The sequence below is a fragment of the Streptomyces laurentii genome, assembly GCF_040635425.1.
GTDB lineage: Bacteria > Actinomycetota > Actinomycetes > Streptomycetales > Streptomycetaceae > Streptomyces > Streptomyces laurentii.
In genome coordinates this window covers 1-15,607 of record NZ_JBEYHT010000066.1, presented here as the reverse complement: position 1 = coordinate 15,607, position 15,607 = coordinate 1, and the positions used below count along the sequence as shown (strand labels likewise).

General features: G+C 73.0%; 14 protein-coding genes, 3 tRNA genes and 1 pseudogene. 15 read left to right on the top strand and 3 right to left on the bottom strand.

Annotation, left to right across the window (positions count from 1 at the left end):
- Positions 1–40 precede the first annotated feature (40 nt).
- From rsfS to ABZ693_RS30055, 3 genes are all read left to right on the top strand, one after another.
- Positions 41–508, top strand: coding sequence for a ribosome silencing factor (rsfS, locus tag ABZ693_RS30065; RefSeq protein WP_359883724.1), 468 nt, complete (start codon positions 41–43; stop codon positions 506–508).
- On the top strand, positions 505–1,158 hold the full coding sequence (locus ABZ693_RS30060) for a histidine phosphatase family protein (RefSeq protein WP_359883773.1): 654 nt from the start codon (positions 505–507) through the stop codon (positions 1,156–1,158). The genes rsfS and ABZ693_RS30060 overlap by 4 nt, the downstream gene beginning before the upstream one ends.
- Before the next feature lie 145 nt (positions 1,159–1,303).
- Positions 1,304–1,376: transfer RNA gene (locus ABZ693_RS30055), tRNA-Ala, on the top strand.
- Positions 1,377–1,501: 125 nt separating this feature from the next.
- Here ABZ693_RS30055 and ABZ693_RS30050 read toward each other — a convergent pair.
- Positions 1,502–1,726, bottom strand: a complete 225-nt coding sequence (locus tag ABZ693_RS30050) for an MmyB family transcriptional regulator (RefSeq protein WP_435842585.1) — start codon at positions 1,724–1,726, stop codon at positions 1,502–1,504.
- Positions 1,727–1,776: 50 nt separating this feature from the next.
- Between ABZ693_RS30050 and ABZ693_RS30045 the strand changes: the two genes are divergently transcribed.
- Positions 1,777–2,586, top strand: a complete 810-nt coding sequence (locus tag ABZ693_RS30045) for an MFS transporter (protein ID WP_435842584.1) — start codon at positions 1,777–1,779, stop codon at positions 2,584–2,586.
- Complete coding sequence (locus tag ABZ693_RS30040; protein ID WP_265862737.1) at positions 2,586–2,819, top strand: hypothetical protein; 234 nt, start codon at positions 2,586–2,588, stop codon at positions 2,817–2,819. Before ABZ693_RS30045 ends, ABZ693_RS30040 begins: the two co-directional genes overlap by 1 nt.
- Here ABZ693_RS30040 and ABZ693_RS30035 read toward each other — a convergent pair.
- The gene (locus tag ABZ693_RS30035; RefSeq protein WP_359883720.1) at positions 2,798–4,171 is read right to left on the bottom strand and encodes a glycosyltransferase 87 family protein; all 1,374 of its coding nucleotides are present in this window, start codon (positions 4,169–4,171) and stop codon (positions 2,798–2,800) included. The genes ABZ693_RS30040 and ABZ693_RS30035 overlap by 22 nt on opposite strands.
- Positions 4,172–4,294: 123 nt before the next feature.
- Here ABZ693_RS30035 and ABZ693_RS30030 point away from each other — a divergent pair.
- From ABZ693_RS30030 to ABZ693_RS29990, 9 genes are all read left to right on the top strand, one after another.
- Positions 4,295–4,367: transfer RNA gene (locus ABZ693_RS30030), tRNA-Ala, on the top strand.
- 69 nt (positions 4,368–4,436) lie between these two features.
- Positions 4,437–4,509: transfer RNA gene (locus tag ABZ693_RS30025), tRNA-Ala, on the top strand.
- 364 nt (positions 4,510–4,873) lie between these two features.
- A complete protein-coding gene (gene leuS / locus ABZ693_RS30020) occupies positions 4,874–7,741 on the top strand; it encodes a leucine--tRNA ligase (RefSeq protein WP_359883718.1) in 2,868 nt (955 codons plus the stop codon).
- 147 nt (positions 7,742–7,888) lie between these two features.
- Positions 7,889–8,620 (top strand): hypothetical protein, encoded by a 732-nt coding sequence (locus ABZ693_RS30015; RefSeq protein ID WP_359883715.1) that lies wholly within the window; start codon positions 7,889–7,891, stop codon positions 8,618–8,620.
- Positions 8,621–8,691: 71 nt separating this feature from the next.
- Positions 8,692–9,537 (top strand): DegV family protein, encoded by an 846-nt coding sequence (locus tag ABZ693_RS30010; protein ID WP_359883714.1) that lies wholly within the window; start codon positions 8,692–8,694, stop codon positions 9,535–9,537.
- A 145-nt stretch (positions 9,538–9,682) separates the two neighbouring features.
- The gene (locus ABZ693_RS30005) at positions 9,683–10,678 is read left to right on the top strand and encodes a ComEA family DNA-binding protein (RefSeq protein WP_435842583.1); all 996 of its coding nucleotides are present in this window, start codon (positions 9,683–9,685) and stop codon (positions 10,676–10,678) included.
- Entirely contained in the window at positions 10,675–13,137 is a 2,463-nt protein-coding gene (locus tag ABZ693_RS30000; RefSeq protein ID WP_359883709.1) for a ComEC/Rec2 family competence protein, read from the top strand. Before ABZ693_RS30005 ends, ABZ693_RS30000 begins: the two co-directional genes overlap by 4 nt.
- 29 nt (positions 13,138–13,166) lie before the next feature.
- A complete protein-coding gene (locus ABZ693_RS29995; protein ID WP_359883707.1) occupies positions 13,167–13,805 on the top strand; it encodes a winged helix-turn-helix domain-containing protein in 639 nt (212 codons plus the stop codon).
- 3 nt (positions 13,806–13,808) lie between these two features.
- Positions 13,809–15,095 (top strand): MFS transporter, encoded by a 1,287-nt coding sequence (locus ABZ693_RS29990; protein ID WP_359883704.1) that lies wholly within the window; start codon positions 13,809–13,811, stop codon positions 15,093–15,095.
- Positions 15,096–15,102: 7 nt separating this feature from the next.
- Here the strand turns inward: ABZ693_RS29990 and ABZ693_RS29985 are convergent, their stop codons facing one another.
- On the bottom strand, positions 15,103–15,348 hold the full coding sequence (locus ABZ693_RS29985; protein ID WP_359883702.1) for a hypothetical protein: 246 nt from the start codon (positions 15,346–15,348) through the stop codon (positions 15,103–15,105).
- 72 nt (positions 15,349–15,420) lie between these two features.
- Here ABZ693_RS29985 and ABZ693_RS29980 point away from each other — a divergent pair.
- Positions 15,421–15,607, top strand: a pseudogene (locus ABZ693_RS29980) (hypothetical protein); the annotation flags it as partial.

Below are 15,607 nucleotides of genomic sequence, written 5' to 3'. Positions count from 1 at the left end.
ATGCTATTCGGGCCCGTCGGCGGTACATGAGACCCTTGAGGTGTCTCAGACCGCCGACGAAAGCCTGCATGTGACCGCCACGGACCGCTCCATCGAGCTCGTCAACGCCGCCGCCCAGGCGGCGGCCGACCGGCTCGCTCACGACATCATCGCGTACGACGTCAGCGATGTGCTGTCGATCACCGACGCCTTCCTGCTCGCCTCCGCGCCCAACGACCGCCAGGTCAAGTCGATCGTCGACGAGATCGAGGAGCGGCTGCTCAAGGACCTCGGCGCCAAGCCGGTGCGCCGCGAGGGCGACCGCGACGCCCGCTGGATCCTCCTCGACTACGTCGACATCGTCATCCACGTCCAGCACAGCGAGGAGCGTGTCTACTACGCCCTGGAGCGGCTCTGGAAGGACTGCCCCGAGCTCACGCTGCCCGAGGACGCCCAGAAGACCCGCGGCAAGGGCGAGGAGCACGCCCGGCTGATGGGCGCCGACGGGGCGGACGGTGAGCTGAGCTGACCGGCGGCAGGGGCGGCGCCGGGCGCCGCATCGTGCTGTGGCGCCACGGTCAGACCTCCTGGAACCTGGAGCGCCGCTTCCAGGGCTCCACGGACATCGAGCTGACCGAGACCGGCGTCGCCCAGGCGCGCCGGTCCGCCCGGCTGCTCGCCGGCCTGAAGCCGAGCGCCATCGTCTCCTCGGATCTGCGGCGGGCGGTGGCCACGGCCGCCGAGCTGGCCGCGCTCACCGGGCACACCGTCGTCTCCGACGCCGCGCTGCGCGAGACGTACGCGGGGGAGTGGCAGGGCCTGACCCACGACGAGATCACCGCGCGGTTCGGCGAGCAGTACGCCGCCTGGAAGCGGGGCGAGCCGGTGCGCCGCGGGGGCGGCGAGCTGGAGACCGAGGTGGCCGACCGGGCCGCCCCGGTGGTCCTGGAGCACGTCGACAGGCTGCCCGAGGGCGGCACCCTGGTCGTGGTCAGCCACGGCGGCACCATCCGCACCACCATCGGCCGGCTGCTCGGCCTGGAGGCGGCCCACTGGGAGTCCCTGGGCGGGCTGTCGAACTGCTGCTGGTCCGTCCTCGGCAAGGGCGCGCACGGCTGGCGGCTGCTCGAGCACAACGCGGGGTCGCTGCCCGAGCCCGTGCTCGGCGACGACACCTGAGCCGCGTCCCGGGCCCGTACCCCGTGTGCGGACCCGGGGCGGCGCGCGCACTCCGCGCGCGTGGCCTGCCGGAGCCGATTTCGCTTTCCGGCAGGTCACCGGCTAAAGTTCTTCTTGTTCGCAGCGCGGAGCGCGAAGAACACGCGGGGCTATAGCTCAGTTGGTAGAGCGCTTGCATGGCATGCAAGAGGTCAGGAGTTCAATTCTCCTTAGCTCCACAGTCAAGGATCCCGTCCCCGGCAGGGGGCGGGATTCGTCGTTTCCGGCCGTCCCCGTCCCCGTCCCCGTCCCCGTCCCCGTCCCCGTCCACGTTCACGTGATCCCGCTTCCCGGCCGTCCGCCGTCACCCCTCCTCGGCGAGCAGGAGGTCGAGGCCCCGGCGGCTCTCCTCGTCGCTCGGCGTGTAGGTGACGACCCGGCACTCCGGCATCCCGTTGATCGGCAGCGACACCGAGGTCATCCGCAGCACGCCGGTCCGCTCGTGCCGGAACGTCTTCACGCGCGTACCCGGCGGCACCACGTCCCCGTTGCGCCACAGCTCGGCGAAGTACGGGCTCGCGTCGGACAGCAGCCGGACGCACGACTCGGCGCGGCGGCGCCCCGCTCCTCGCGCCCCGCGTGCTGCGCGCTCCCGGCGTCGGCCAGGCCGTCGTCCGGATCGCGGCGGCGATGACCGTCAACGCGGGATTCCTGTTCACCCTCACCCTGCACCCGCAGGGCGGACTCGGGCAGAGCGCCCTGCGGACCGGGCTCACCTTCGGGCCCACTGCCGTCGTCTTCGGGCTCGTCGGCCTCACCTGGCGGCGCTGGCCGGCCCGGCCGCACCCGTTCCTGGTACCCGGCGGCTTTCTCCTTGCGGCCGTCTCCGCGCTCGCCGTGGGCGCCGTCCCGAAGGGCGGCGGGACGGGCGGCTGGCTGCTCTATCCGGCCTTCTGCGGCATGGGCGCCGGCCTCGCCTTGGCCTTCAATCCGGCGCTGACCAGCGCACTCGCGACCGTACGGCCCGCCGACGCGGCCGACGCCAGCGGACCGCTCGCCACGGTGACCCAGCTCGGCCAGCTGATCGGCGTGGCGACCGTCGGCCCGCTCTTCCTGGGGCGGATCACCGGCCCGGGGGCGGATGTGTCGGCTCGCGTGCTGTGGGTATGCGCCTTCGCGCTGGCGCTGACGGCGCTCGTGGGCGCCTGCGCCGGGCGCCCCTCCGACGGCGCCGACCCCCTTGCGGGGCCATGGCAGAATCGGACAGCCGGAGGGGAATGCGGGTCCGGTAGGGAGGGAGCGCGTATGGCCGTGGCCGGTGCCGAGGGGGTCGAAACCGATTCCGACACCGAAGCCGATACCTGCTCCGTCGTGGCCTTCGGCCCTGGACCGGGATCCGCCTCGCGGGGACCGTACGCGGGCCGCGCCGCCCTGACCGGAGCAGCGTGATGGGGGCGCACAGGCGGAAGTGCGACTGGTGCGGCAGCGGTACGCCCATCGTTCGCGACATGGACCCGGTCAACCCCTCGTTCCAGTACTGGTGCGAGGAATGCGCCCGGGCGCTGATCATAAAAGGCGATCCCATCGAGACCTACCGCGAGCTCGAAGGGGAGCCGATCTACGGCCGGCTCCTGGACGAGCACTGCACCCTGAAGCGCTTCTACTCCTTCGCGACGGCCTGAGGCGCGCGGACCGCGACCCGCGCGTCGTCGGTCTCCGCCTCGCGCAGGTCGTCCTCCCGGGGGTGCGGGACCCGCTCCACGAGCGTGGCGTCCCGGCCCCGGCTCCGGCCTCGCCACTGCGACAGCGCGTATCCGGCGAAGACCGCGAGCGCCGTCAGCGGATAGATCGCCGAGAGCACCATCTGACCGGCGTTCTGGTGCAGTTCGGGGCGGCCCGGGTCGTGCGGTACCCACCACAGCGCGAACGAGGCGAAGGCGAGCGCCACCGCGCCCGTCACCGGCCACGCGCGCGTGGCGCGGTCGTACAGCAGGATCAGCAGGGGCACGCACCACACCCAGTGGTGCGACCAGGAGATCGGGCTGATCATCAGCGCCGTGAACGCGGTGATCACCACGGCCACCGCGCGGTCGCCGCGCAGCGCGGCCCGTATCGCGAGGATCATGGCCGCGCCGCCGAGCAGCCCCGCCGCCGCGACCCACCACAGACCCGGCGCGTCGGTGTGCAGCAGCCGGGCCAGTACACCGCTGACCGACTGGTTGGCGGTCTCCTCCGCGTGTCCGACCCGGCCGGTCTCGAACAGGGTGCGGGTCCAGAAGGTCTTCGAGGCGTCCGGCAGGGCCACGACCATCGCCAGCGTCGTCACCAGGAAGACGCCGGTCGCGGTCAGCCCGGTCCGCAGCCACGGGTTCATGCCCCGTCCCGCGCCGGCGCCCCGCTCGCGGCGCCACAGCAGCAGACCCGCCGCGAACAGCAGCACCACGAACAGGCCCGGCGTCAGCTTCACGGCCGTCGCGAGCCCGATGCCCACTCCGGCCCAGCGCGCGCCCGGACCGCCGGGGCGGCGGGTCAGGTCCCACAGCACCGCCACCGCGACGAGCAGGTTGATCTGCCCGTACCGCAGCGTCGTCCACACCGGCTCGCACCACACGACGATCGCGGCGACCCACAGGCTCCGCCGCCACAGTTCGGCGCGGGCCGCGGGCAGGGATATCCGGGGGTGGACGAGCTGGAGCGAGAGCCGTACCAGCGCCAGCACCAGGAGCAGGTTCCCCGCCGTGTTCAGCGTCCTCATGAGCGGGACGCCGACCAAGGTCAGCGGCAGGAACAGGACGGCGGCGAGCGGCGGGTACGTCATGGCGAGGTTCGCCGACGTGGCGCGCATCGCGTACAGGTCGCCGCCGGACCGCAGGGTCTCGGCCTCGGCCCGGTAGACCATCACGTCGAGCATGTTCACGTGGGCGAGGCGCTGCGCCACCCAGAAGGCCGTGAACGAGAGCAGGCAGACGGCCGCCGCGGTGACCAGGGGCCACGGGCGGGAGCGGACGGGGGAGGGGGGCACGGAGACGGACACAGCCTGCGACCCTACCCGGCCCCCGGGAAGGGCCTGGGAAACGGATTTGGCGAACGGCCGGGCGGCCGGTTAATGTTCTTTCCGTCGCCGCCGCACGGGAGATCGGGCGGGGCGGTGAAACAAGGGGCTATAGCTCAGTTGGTAGAGCGCTTGCATGGCATGCAAGAGGTCAGGAGTTCAATTCTCCTTAGCTCCACAGATCGGTAGCGAGTCATCCGGACAGGATGGCTCGCGACTCTTCTGCGGTAGTCTTACTCCCGCACGCGGGGCTATAGCTCAGTTGGTAGAGCGCTTGCATGGCATGCAAGAGGTCAGGAGTTCAATTCTCCTTAGCTCCACAGATCGGAAGCGGGTCATCCGGACAGGATGGCCCGCTTTTTCGTATGCCCGCGCGTACCCCGTCGGCCTGGCATATGCCGTGCGGATGTCGATCGCGGGTCGTACGCGGGTCGTACGCGCGCGGGGCGTTCCGCGGCCCGGCACGCGGAACGCCGATGCGGCTGGATCGGGCCCTGCGGTACCCTGACGCACATGCGTGCCGTACGCCTTCTGCTTAGCGGGCCGCGCTGATCAGTCCCGACGGATGAGCATTCCGGTCGGCATCAGCGCGGCGTCCCCTCCTGTGCGAGGGGATTTTTCATTTCGTGGCGGTGCCGGGGATGCCGGCAGTGGGCAGAGACGATCGATGGAGCTTCAAGGATCATGACCGAGATCAACACGGCTGCCGAGACGGCGGCCCAGCATCGCTACACGGCGGCCATGGCCGCCGACATCGAGGCACGCTGGCAGGACGTCTGGGACGCCGAGGGCACCTACGCGGCCCCGAACCCCTCCGGTGACCTGGCCGGGGATCCGGCCGTGGTGGCGCGCCCCAAGAAGTTCATCATGGACATGTTCCCGTACCCCTCGGGCGCGGGTCTGCACGTCGGCCACCCCCTGGGCTACATCGCGACCGACGTCTCCGCGCGCCACGCGCGGATGACCGGACACAACGTCCTGCACACCCTGGGCTTCGACGCCTTCGGCCTGCCGGCCGAGCAGTACGCCGTGCAGACCGGCACGCACCCGCGGGTCTCCACCGAGGCCAACATGGAGAACATGAAGGCCCAGCTGCGCCGGCTGGGTCTGGGCCACGACAAGCGCCGGTCGTTCGCCACGATCGACCCGGAGTACTACAAGTGGACGCAGTGGATTTTCGTCCAGATCTACAACTCCTGGTACGACACCGAGGCCGGCAAGGCCCGCCCGATCGCCGAGCTGGTCGAGCGGTTCGCGAACGGCACCCGTGAGGTTCCCGGTGGCCGGGACTGGAACGCGCTGAGCTCCGTCGAGCGCGCCGACATCCTGAGCGAGTACCGCCTGGCCTATGCCTCGGACTCGCCGGTCAACTGGTGCCCCGGTCTGGGCACCGTCCTGGCCAATGAGGAGGTCACCGCCGAGGGCCGCTCCGAGCGCGGCAACTTCCCGGTCTTCAAGTCCAAGCTGCGCCAGTGGAACATGCGCATCACGGCCTACGCGGACCGCCTGCTGGACGACCTGGACGCGCTGGACTGGCCCGAGGCCATCAAGCTGCAGCAGCGCAACTGGATCGGCCGCTCCGAGGGCGCCCGGGTCGACTTCCGGGTCGGCGACGCCGGTGCCATCACCGTCTTCACCACCCGCCAGGACACCCTGTTCGGCGCCACCTACATGGTGCTGGCCCCCGAGCACGACCTGGTCGACGCGCTGGTCCCGGCCGCCTGGCCCGAGGGCACCCACGACGTCTGGACCGGCGGCCACGCCACCCCCGCCGACGCCGTTGCCGCCTACCGCAAGCAGGCCGCCGCCAAGTCCGACGTCGAGCGGCAGGCCGACGCCAAGGAGAAGACCGGCGTCTTCACGGGCGCGTACGCGACCAACCCGGTCAGTGGCGAGCAGGTCCCGGTCTTCATCGCCGACTACGTCCTGATGGGCTACGGCACCGGCGCGATCATGGCCGTCCCGGCGCACGACACCCGCGACTTCGCCTTCGCGCGCGCCTTCGAGCTGCCGATGCGATGCGTCGTCGAGCCCGACGACGACCGCGGCACCGACCCGTCGACGTGGGACGACGCCTTCTCCTCGTACGAGGCGAAGCTGATCAACTCCGCGAACGACGACGTGACGCTGGACGGCCTGGGCGTCGTCGACGCCAAGGAGAAGATCACCACCTGGCTGACCGACCGCGGCATCGGCGAGGGCACCGTCAACTTCCGCCTGCGCGACTGGCTGTTCAGCCGCCAGCGCTACTGGGGCGAGCCCTTCCCGATCGTCTACGACGAGGACGGTGTCGCCCACTCGCTGCCCGAGTCGATGCTGCCGCTGGAGCTGCCGGAGGTCGAGGACTACTCGCCTCGCACCTTCGACCCGGACGACGCCGACACCCAGCCCGAGCCGCCGCTGTCCCGCAACGAGGACTGGGTCAACGTCACGCTGGACCTGGGCGACGGCCCGAAGAAGTACCGCCGCGAGACCAACACCATGCCCAACTGGGCCGGTTCCTGCTGGTACGAGCTGCGCTACCTGGACCCGCACAACGACGAGCGGCTGGTCGACCCGGCCGTCGAGCAGTACTGGATGGGCCCGCGCGAGGGCATGCCCACCGGCGGTGTCGACCTGTACGTCGGCGGCGCCGAGCACGCCGTGCTGCACCTGCTGTACGCGCGCTTCTGGTCCAAGATGCTGTTCGATCTGGGCTACGTCTCCTCGGCCGAGCCGTTCCACAAGCTGTTCAACCAGGGAATGATCCAGGCCTTCGTCTACCGCGACAGCCGTGGCATCGCCGTCCCGGCCGCCGAGGTGGAAGAGCGCGACGGCGCCTTCTACTACGAGGGTGAGAAGGTCAGCCGGCTGCTGGGCAAGATGGGCAAGTCCCTGAAGAACGCCGTCACGCCGGACGAGATGTGCGCCGAGTACGGTGCCGACACCCTGCGCCTGTACGAGATGGCCATGGGCCCGCTGGACGTCTCGCGTCCGTGGGACACCCGCGCCGTCGTCGGCCAGTACCGGCTGCTGCAGCGGCTGTGGCGCAACATCGTCGACGAGACCACCGGCGAGGTCACCGTCACCGACGAGCCGGCCGACGAGGACACCCTGCGCGCGCTGCACAAGGCCATCGACGGCGTCTCGCAGGACATGGCCGCGATGCGCTTCAACACCGCCATCGCCAAGATCACCGAGCTGAACAACCACCTGACGAAGTCCGGTGGCGCGATCGCCCGCCCGGTCGCCGAGCAGCTGGTGCTGCTGGTCGCCCCGCTGGCCCCGCACATCGCCGAGGAGCTGTGGCACCGCCTGGGCCACCCCGACTCGGTCGTCCACCAGGACTTCCCGGTCGCCGACCCGGCGTACGTCGTGGACGAGACCGTGACCTGCGTCGTGCAGATCAAGGGCAAGGTCAAGGCCCGCCTGGAGGTCTCCCCGTCGATCACCGACGTGGAGCTGGAGGCGCTGGCGCTGGGCGACGAGCACGTCGTCGCCGCGCTGGGCGGCGCGCAGATCCGCAAGGTGATCGTCCGCGCGCCGAAGCTGGTCAACATCGTCGCCGGCTGACGCCGACGGCCTGACGGCACCGCTGGTCGTCCCGTCCCCTAAGGGGCGGGTAGGGGCAGGTTGGGGGTTTCTCCGGAACCACCGACCTGCCCTCAGCGTTTACGGTGGAAGAACCACAACCGAGGCCGGAGGGGCGAGGCGAGGCATATGGGAGCCGCGATCACGATCATGGCATTGCTCTTCGTCGCCTTCATGGTGCTGGGGGTCTACGCCACAGTGAAGGTCGCGAAGGCGGCCAAGCGAGGTGTCGACCGCACCATCGACCAGGCCCGGCGCACGGTCGAGGACACCACCCTGCGGGCCAAGAGCCTCGGCCAGACCGGCGCTTCGGCCGAACTGGCCCAGCTGCGGCTCGCGCTGCGCACCTCGATGCGCGCCACCCAGGAGGCCCTCCACGCGGGCGTGGCCGAGGACGCCTCGCTCAAGGAGTCGCTGGACCTCTTCCACCGGCTCAGCGGCCATGCGCGGGAGCTGGACGACGACCTGCGGCGGCTGGAGCGCGAGCCGGACCGGGGGCACGTCGTGGCGCGCCTTCCGGAGTTGCGCCGGCGCACCCAACAGGTCACCCACTCCGCGGACGCGCTGCGCTTCGCCGCCCGGGACCGGGCTCGCCGGTTCGCCGACGACGAGCTGACCTCGCTCAGCGCCCAGATCGACATGGAGGCGGGCGCCCTGCGGCACTGGACGGACGCGGACACCGAGAGCCCGGTGGCACAGCCCGCCGCCGAGCGGCCCCAGGCTCCGGCGGCCGCGCCCGCGGAGCCCCGGACCGGCGAACAGGCCGGGACGGCCGGGCAGCCGCAGGCGATCACCGGGGCGGACCCGCGCGTCACCTCCTACCCGTGGGAGAAGACCGCGCGGCCCGAGACCACGGCCTGAGCGACCGCGAGAGCGCCCGGCCGGCGGGGCCGGGCTGCCGCCCGTCGAGGGCGGCGGGTAACCTCCCGCTCATGTCCCGGCATGTCGCGATCGTCACCGATTCCACGGCCTACCTGCCTGCCCAGGCGCTGGAGCGGCACGCCGTCACCGTCGTCCCGCTCACCGTCGTCATCGGGGACCGCGCGCTGGAAGAGGGCACCGAGATCTCGGCCCGCTCGCTCGCGGAAGCGCTGCAGAAGCGGCGCGCGGTGACCACCTCCCGCCCCGCCCCCGAAGTCTTCGCCGCCGCCTACCGTGCCGCCGCCGAGGCGGGGGCCCAGGGCATCGTCTCGCTGCATCTGTCCGGCGAGTTCTCCGGTACGTACGACGCGGCCGTGCTCGCTGCGGCCGAGGCACCTGTGCCCGTGCGGGTCGTCGACACCCGGATGGTGGGGATGGCCCTCGGCTTCTGCGCGCTGGCGGCGGCCGAGGTCGTCGAGACGGGCGGCTCGCTCGACGAGGCCGTGGCGGCGGCCGAGAAGCGGGCCGCGGGCACGTCCGCGTACTTCTATGTCGACACCCTCGACTATCTGCGCCGAGGCGGGCGCATCGGCGCCGCCCAGGCCCTGCTCGGTTCGGCGCTGGCCGTGAAACCGCTGCTCGAACTCGAAGGCGGGCGGATCGAACTGCGGGAGAAGGTGCGCACGGCCTCCAAGGCCATCGCGCGCCTGGAGGAGATCGCCGTCGAACGCGCCGGGAGCGGACCCGTCGACGTGGCCGTCCACCACCTCTCCGCCCCCGAACGGGCCGCCGCCCTGGCCGAGCGGCTGCGCGAGCGGCTGCCGGGCGTGGGAGACCTCCAGGTCACCGAGGTTGGCGCGGTCATCGGCGCGCACACCGGGCCGGGACTGCTCGCGGTCGTCGTCTCACCGCGCTGAGGGGCGCGGGCCGGGTCGGCGGGCGGGTCGGCGGGCGGGGATTCCCTCCCACGTACGGGTGAGTGAGTTATCCACAACCGGCCGGTTATCCACGGAACGCAGAGGGTTTCGGCACAGGCCGGTGCGGATGCCTACCGTCGGTCCCATGACTCTTCGTACACACCTGGGAGCACGTCGTGGCGGGGCCGGCAGTGGACCCGGCCGGGCCTCGGGATCGGACGTTCGTACCCGGCGCGGCACCCGGCCGGCGCGCACGGGCCGGCACGCGGCCGGTGCCGGTTCGGAGGCGGTACGGCGTCGGGGCGAGGCCCTGTTCCCGGCGACGGTCCCGCCGGCCCTGCCGCTCCCGCCGCCTCCGCGCCACGAGCCGGCCGAGCCCGCGAGCCCACCGGGTCCAGGAGACGAGCCGGTGCCGGCTCGCGAGCGGTGGAGGCTCGCGCTGCGCGAGCGGCTGCCGTTGTGGGTGCAGTCCCGCTGCGGGCTCGAACGGCGCTCGCTGGGCGCGCTCGCCGTGGTGCTGGTCGTGGCCGCCGGGGGAGCCGGGGCCTACTTCTGGAACGGGCGACCGCAACAGATCACGGCGCCCGCGGTGGTGGCCGCGGCCCGGCCGCTGCCCGAACCCGAGCCCGGGCCTTCGACACCGCCTCCGCCGGAGTCGGCGCCGACCTCCCTGTCGGGGGGTGCGAGTGCGGGGGCCGTGGTCGTGGTGGACGTCGGCGGCAAGGTGCGCCGGCCCGGGGTGTTCACGCTGCCCGCCGGGTCGCGCGTCACCGACGCCCTGCGCGCGGCGGGCGGAAGCCGCCCGGGTACGGACCTGACGGGACTCAACCGGGCCCGGGTGCTCCAGGACGGCGAACAGGTCGTCGTGGGCCTCCCGGCCGCTGCGGCCGGTGGTGCGGGAGCGGGTGGGACTCCGGCCGGAGCGGCCTCGCCGCCGACCGGTCAGGCCGTGCCGTTGAGCCTCAGCACGGCGACCGCCGAACAGCTCGACGCCCTGCCCGGGGTCGGCCCGGTCCTCGCCCGGCACATCGTCGAACACCGGGCGGAACATGGGGGATTCCGCTCGGTGGCCGAGCTGCGGGACGTGAGCGGGATCGGCGAGCGGCGGTTCGCGGATCTGGCACCGCTGGTCCGGCCATGAGCACGGACCCGCGTCGGCCGGTCGTGTGGGACGAAGGCCCGGCCGATCTGCGGCTCGTCCCGCCGGCCCTCGCCGTATGGGGCGGGGCGGCGCTCGCGGTGGGCGTCGCCGGCTGGTGGACGGTCGCCGGAGTACTGCTCTGCCTGGGTGCCGCGACGCCCCTGCTGCGGCCCGGCGCCCGGCACGGACCACGGGCGATCGCCGGTGCCGGAGTTCTGGTGTGCGCCGCCGCCGGAGCCGCGTCCGGCGCCCTGCACGCGGCCGACCTGCGCCGGGGGCCGGTGCCCGAACTCGCCCGTTCCGGCGGCCGGGTGACGGCCGAGGTGGCGGTCACCGCCGACCCCCGGCTCATCCGCTCGCCTGTGGGCGGCGCCCGGGCGGCACCACCGCTCGTGGCCGTCGCGGGCGAGGTGACCCGGATCGAGGATCGTGACGGGGTGGCACATCGTACGAGGGCGCCGGTCCTGGTGCTCGTACCGGCGCGGGACGGGCCGGGAGAGAGCCGCCGGGAGTGGCTGGCCCTGCTGCCGTCGACCGGCCTCGCCGTGACGGGGCGGCTCGCGCCAGCCCGGCCCGGGGACACCATCGCCGCCGTGCTGCGGGCCGACGGCGGGCCGCCCAGGATCACCGGACCGCCCAGCGGCCTCCAGCGCACCGCCGGCGCGCTGCGCGCCGGGCTGCGGCGGGCGACCGACCCGCTGCCGACGGATGCCCGGGCGCTGCTGCCGGGCCTGGTGGTCGGGGACACGTCCCGGATCGAGCCCGACCTGAAGGAGGCCTTCGAAGCCACCGACCTCACCCACTTGCTCGCCGTCTCGGGCTCGAACCTCACGGTTGTGTTGTTGCTCCTCATCGGCCGGCCCGGCACTGCCCAGCGGGCCGAGCGGGGCGGGCTCGCGCCCCGGCTGGGCATCCCGCTGCGGGCGACGGCGTGTGCTGGGGGAGGGCTGACGCTCGCGTTCGTCGTGGTGTGCCGGCCCGATCCGAGCGTGCTGCGTGCGGCGGCGTGCGGGCTCGTCACCCTGCTCGCCCTCGCGACCGGCCGGCGCCGCTCGCTGCTGCCGGCCCTCGCCGCGGCGGTGCTCGCCCTGGTGCTCTACGACCCGTGGCTGGCGCGGAGTTACGGTTTCCTGCTCTCCGTCCTCGCCACCGGCGCGCTGCTCACGATCGCCCCGCGCTGGAGCGACGCCCTGCGCCGGCGGCGGGTGCCGGGCCGGCTCGCGGAGGCGCTGGCCGCGACGCTCGCGGCCCAGGCGCTGTGCGCGCCCGTCGTGGCGGTGTTCGCGGCCCGGGTGAGTCTGGTGGGCGTGCCCGCCAACCTGCTCGCGGAAGTGGCGGTGGCCCCGGCCACGGTGCTCGGCTTCGCCGCGCTCGGCCTCGCGCCGGTGTGGCCCTGGGTCGCCGGGCAGGTGGCGTGGGTCGCGTCCCTGCCGGCCGGGTGGATCGCCCGGGTGGCCCGCACCGGGGCGGAGCTGCCCGGCGCCCGGGTGGCCTGGCCGGACGGCTGGTGGGGCGGGCTGCTGCTCGCCGCGCTGACCGGGCTCCTGGTCCTCGCCGCGTGGCGGTTGCCGTACCGGCGGTGGATCGGGGCGGGCTGTGCCGTGCTGCTCCTCCTTGCGGTGGTCCGGCCGCCGCCACTGGTCCGGCTGGTCACCGGCTGGCCGCCGCCGGGCTGGGTGTTCGCCCTGTGCCAGGTCGGCCAGGGCGACGCGACCGTGCTCGCGGCCGGTGGGGACAGCGCGGTCGTCGTGGACGCGGGGCCCGACCCGGCACCGGTCGACCGCTGTCTGAGCGAGCTGGGTGTGCACCGCGTTCCGCTGGTGGTGCTCAGCCACTTCCACGCGGACCATGTGGCCGGTCTGCCGGGGGTGCTGCGCGGTCGGACGGTGGGTGCCATCCAGACGACGGGGTTCGACGAGCCGCCGGAGCAGGCGGAGTTCGTGCGGCGTACCGCGAGGGCCGCCGGGGTGCCGGTGGTGCGGGCGATAGCGGGGGAGCGGCGCGCGATCGGCCCGCTGGAGTGGCGGGTGCTGTGGCCGGGGGCCGGTGCGCCGGGCGGGATCACGGAATCGGGGGAGTCGGCGGCGAACGACGCGAGTGTCGTGCTGTTCGTCAAGGCCGCGGGCGGACTGAGCCTGTTGCTGCTCGGCGACCTCGAACCTGCGGCCCAGCGGGGCCTGGCGCGCGTGTATCCGCTGCCGCCCGTCGACGTGCTGAAGGTGGCCCATCACGGCTCGTCCCACCAGGACCCGGGGCTGATACGGGCGGTGCGGCCCCGGTTGGCGCTGGTGTCGGCAGGCCGGGACAACCCGTACGGGCATCCGTCACCGCGCACGGTCCGGGCCCTGCGGGACCGCGGGGCGCGGGTGCTGAGCACGGACCGGGACGGGGCGATCGCGGTCACCGGCACCGGGCCTGGGCTCGCCGCGCACACGTTCGTCGGCGCGAATCCCTTGTAAAGGAGTCTTTCTAAAGATAGCTTTACATCATGTCGGAGCATCCCAGCGAGCAGCCTCGCAGTGTCCATCTCGCCGACCCCCGCGCCCTGCGCGCCTACGCCCATCCGACCCGGATGACGCTCGTGGGACTGCTGCGGAGCGAGGGGCCGTTCACCGCCACCCGGGCCGCCGAGCTGACCGGGGAGTCGGTCGCCAGTTGCTCGTACCACCTGCGGATACTCGCCAAGTACGGGCTGGTCGAGCAGGCGCCGGGCGGCAAGGGGCGGGAGAAGCCCTGGCGGGCGACGGCCCGGTTCACCGAGTGGTCGGACGCCGACGAGAACCCCGCGGTCGCGCAGGCGGCGGCCGCCCTCAGCACGGCCGTCGTGGAGCACTACCTGACCCGCGCGCTCCGCGCCCTGGAGCAGCGGCACACCCTGCCCAGGGAATGGCAGGAGGCGGAGCGGCTCGGCGACACGCTGCTCCACCTCACCCCCGAGGAACTGACCGGACTGGGCCAGGGAATCGAGGAGTTGCTGCGCCCCTACGAGGAACGCGAGCAGGACCTCGCGCGGCGGCCGGAGGGATCCCGGCCCGTGTCCGTCCTGCAGATCGCCTTCGTCGAGCGGGGGCCGTACGGCACCGAATCCGTCGACCCCATCGACCCCACCGACAGTGGAGAGGAGTGACCGATGGCGCTGACCGAACGCATACCCCCGCTGATGCGGGAGCGGGGATTCCGGCGGTACTGGACGGGGCAGACCGTCTCGCTCGCCGGCGACCAGATCACGCTCATGGCGCTGCCGCTCGCCGCCGTCCTCGTCCTCGGGGCCGACGCCGCCGAGATGGGCTGGCTGAAGACCGCCGAACTGCTGCCCGCGCTGTTGCTCAACCTGCCGTTCGGCGCCTGGGCCGACCGGCAGGCCCGGCGGCGGCGCGTCATGATCGCCACCGACCTGGGCCGCGCGGCACTCGTGCTGAGCCTGCCCGTCGCGTATCTGCTGGACATGCTGACGCTCGGCCAGTTGTACGTGGTGGCCTTCGCGGTGGGCGCGCTCGGCGTGCTCTTCGACGTGTGCAACGCGACGCTGTTCGTGGCGCTGGTGCCCGTCGAGCGCTATGTACAGGCGAACTCGCTGGTCAACGGCAGCCGTTCGATGGCCTGGCTGGCCGGGCCCGGCGCCGGCGGACTGCTCGTGCAGGTGCTGACGGCGCCGTTCGCGCTGGTCGCCGACGCTTTCACGTATCTGATCTCGGCGGCCTACCTCGCGCGGATCGCCCCCGCCGAGCCCGCCCCCGCGCCCGTGCGGAAGGGGCACTTCAGCGAGGGCCTGCGCTGGGTGCTGAAGAACCGGTCGATGCGGACGCTGTTCGCGGCCGCCGGCACGGTGCAGTTCTTCAACTTCATGTTCGCCACCCTCTTCGTGCTCTACGCGACGACCCGGCTGGGGCTGAGCGCGGGCGTCCTGGGCGCGATACTCAGCGCCGGGGCGATCGGCGGGCTGATCGGCGCGGCGACCGCGAGCGCGGTGGTCCGGCGGATCGGCGTCGGCCCCTCGCTGGTGGCCGGATTCCTGGGCTTCGGCGTGCCCCTGCTTCTGGTGCCCGCCGCCCATGGACCGAAGCCGCTGGTCATCGGTCTGCTGTTCGCCGCCGAATTCCTGTCCTGCGTCGGCGTGATGCTGGTCGACATCGCCTCCGGGTCCCTGCAGATGGCGCTGGTGCCCGACGCGATACGGTCCCGGGTGATGGGCGCGTTCCGGACCCTCAACCACGGTTTCCGCCCGCTCGGCGCACTCGCCGGCGGTCTGCTCGGCAGCACCCTCGACCTGCGGCCCACCCTGTGGATCGCGACGATCGGCACCGTGCTCGCCGTTGTGTGGGTGCTGCCCTCGCCGCTGGCACGGCTGCGCGAGCTGCCGAAGCCCCAGTCCGGGGCGGCCCAGCCTGGCCCGGCGCCGGCCGCGGCGGAGGGGTGAGCGGCCCCTAGGGCGCTTCCAGCCAGCCCTCGTACTCACCGGCCAGGGCGTCCAGGTCCTTCGGGTCGAGGCGCCCGTCCGGGTCCTCGACCACCACCAGCCACTGGGCGTCCTCGGCGTCGTCCTCGCCGGCCAGGGCGTCGCGGACGAGCTGCGGCTCCTCGGGGACGCCGAACCGGTCGGCCAGTTCGCCGGCGACCTCCTCGGCCGCGTCGCGGTCGGGCAGCACCAGTACGTGTCTCACATCGCTCACCCGCTCATTCTCGGCGATCGCCCGACCGGGACGGCACGGGGCTGTCGGTGGCGCGTGGGATGCTGGAACGCGATGGCCACCAAGAAGTCTTCCTCCGACGATCTCCTCGCCCCCGTCACGCTCGCCGTGGGCCAGGAGGACCTGCTGCTCGACCGCGCGGTCCGCGAGGTGGTGGCGGCGGCCCCACCGATCAGTAACAGACCGGACAGCCCCACGCGTGCCAGTCTTGGAATCGCCATGTACGGGCACTCCTCTTTGT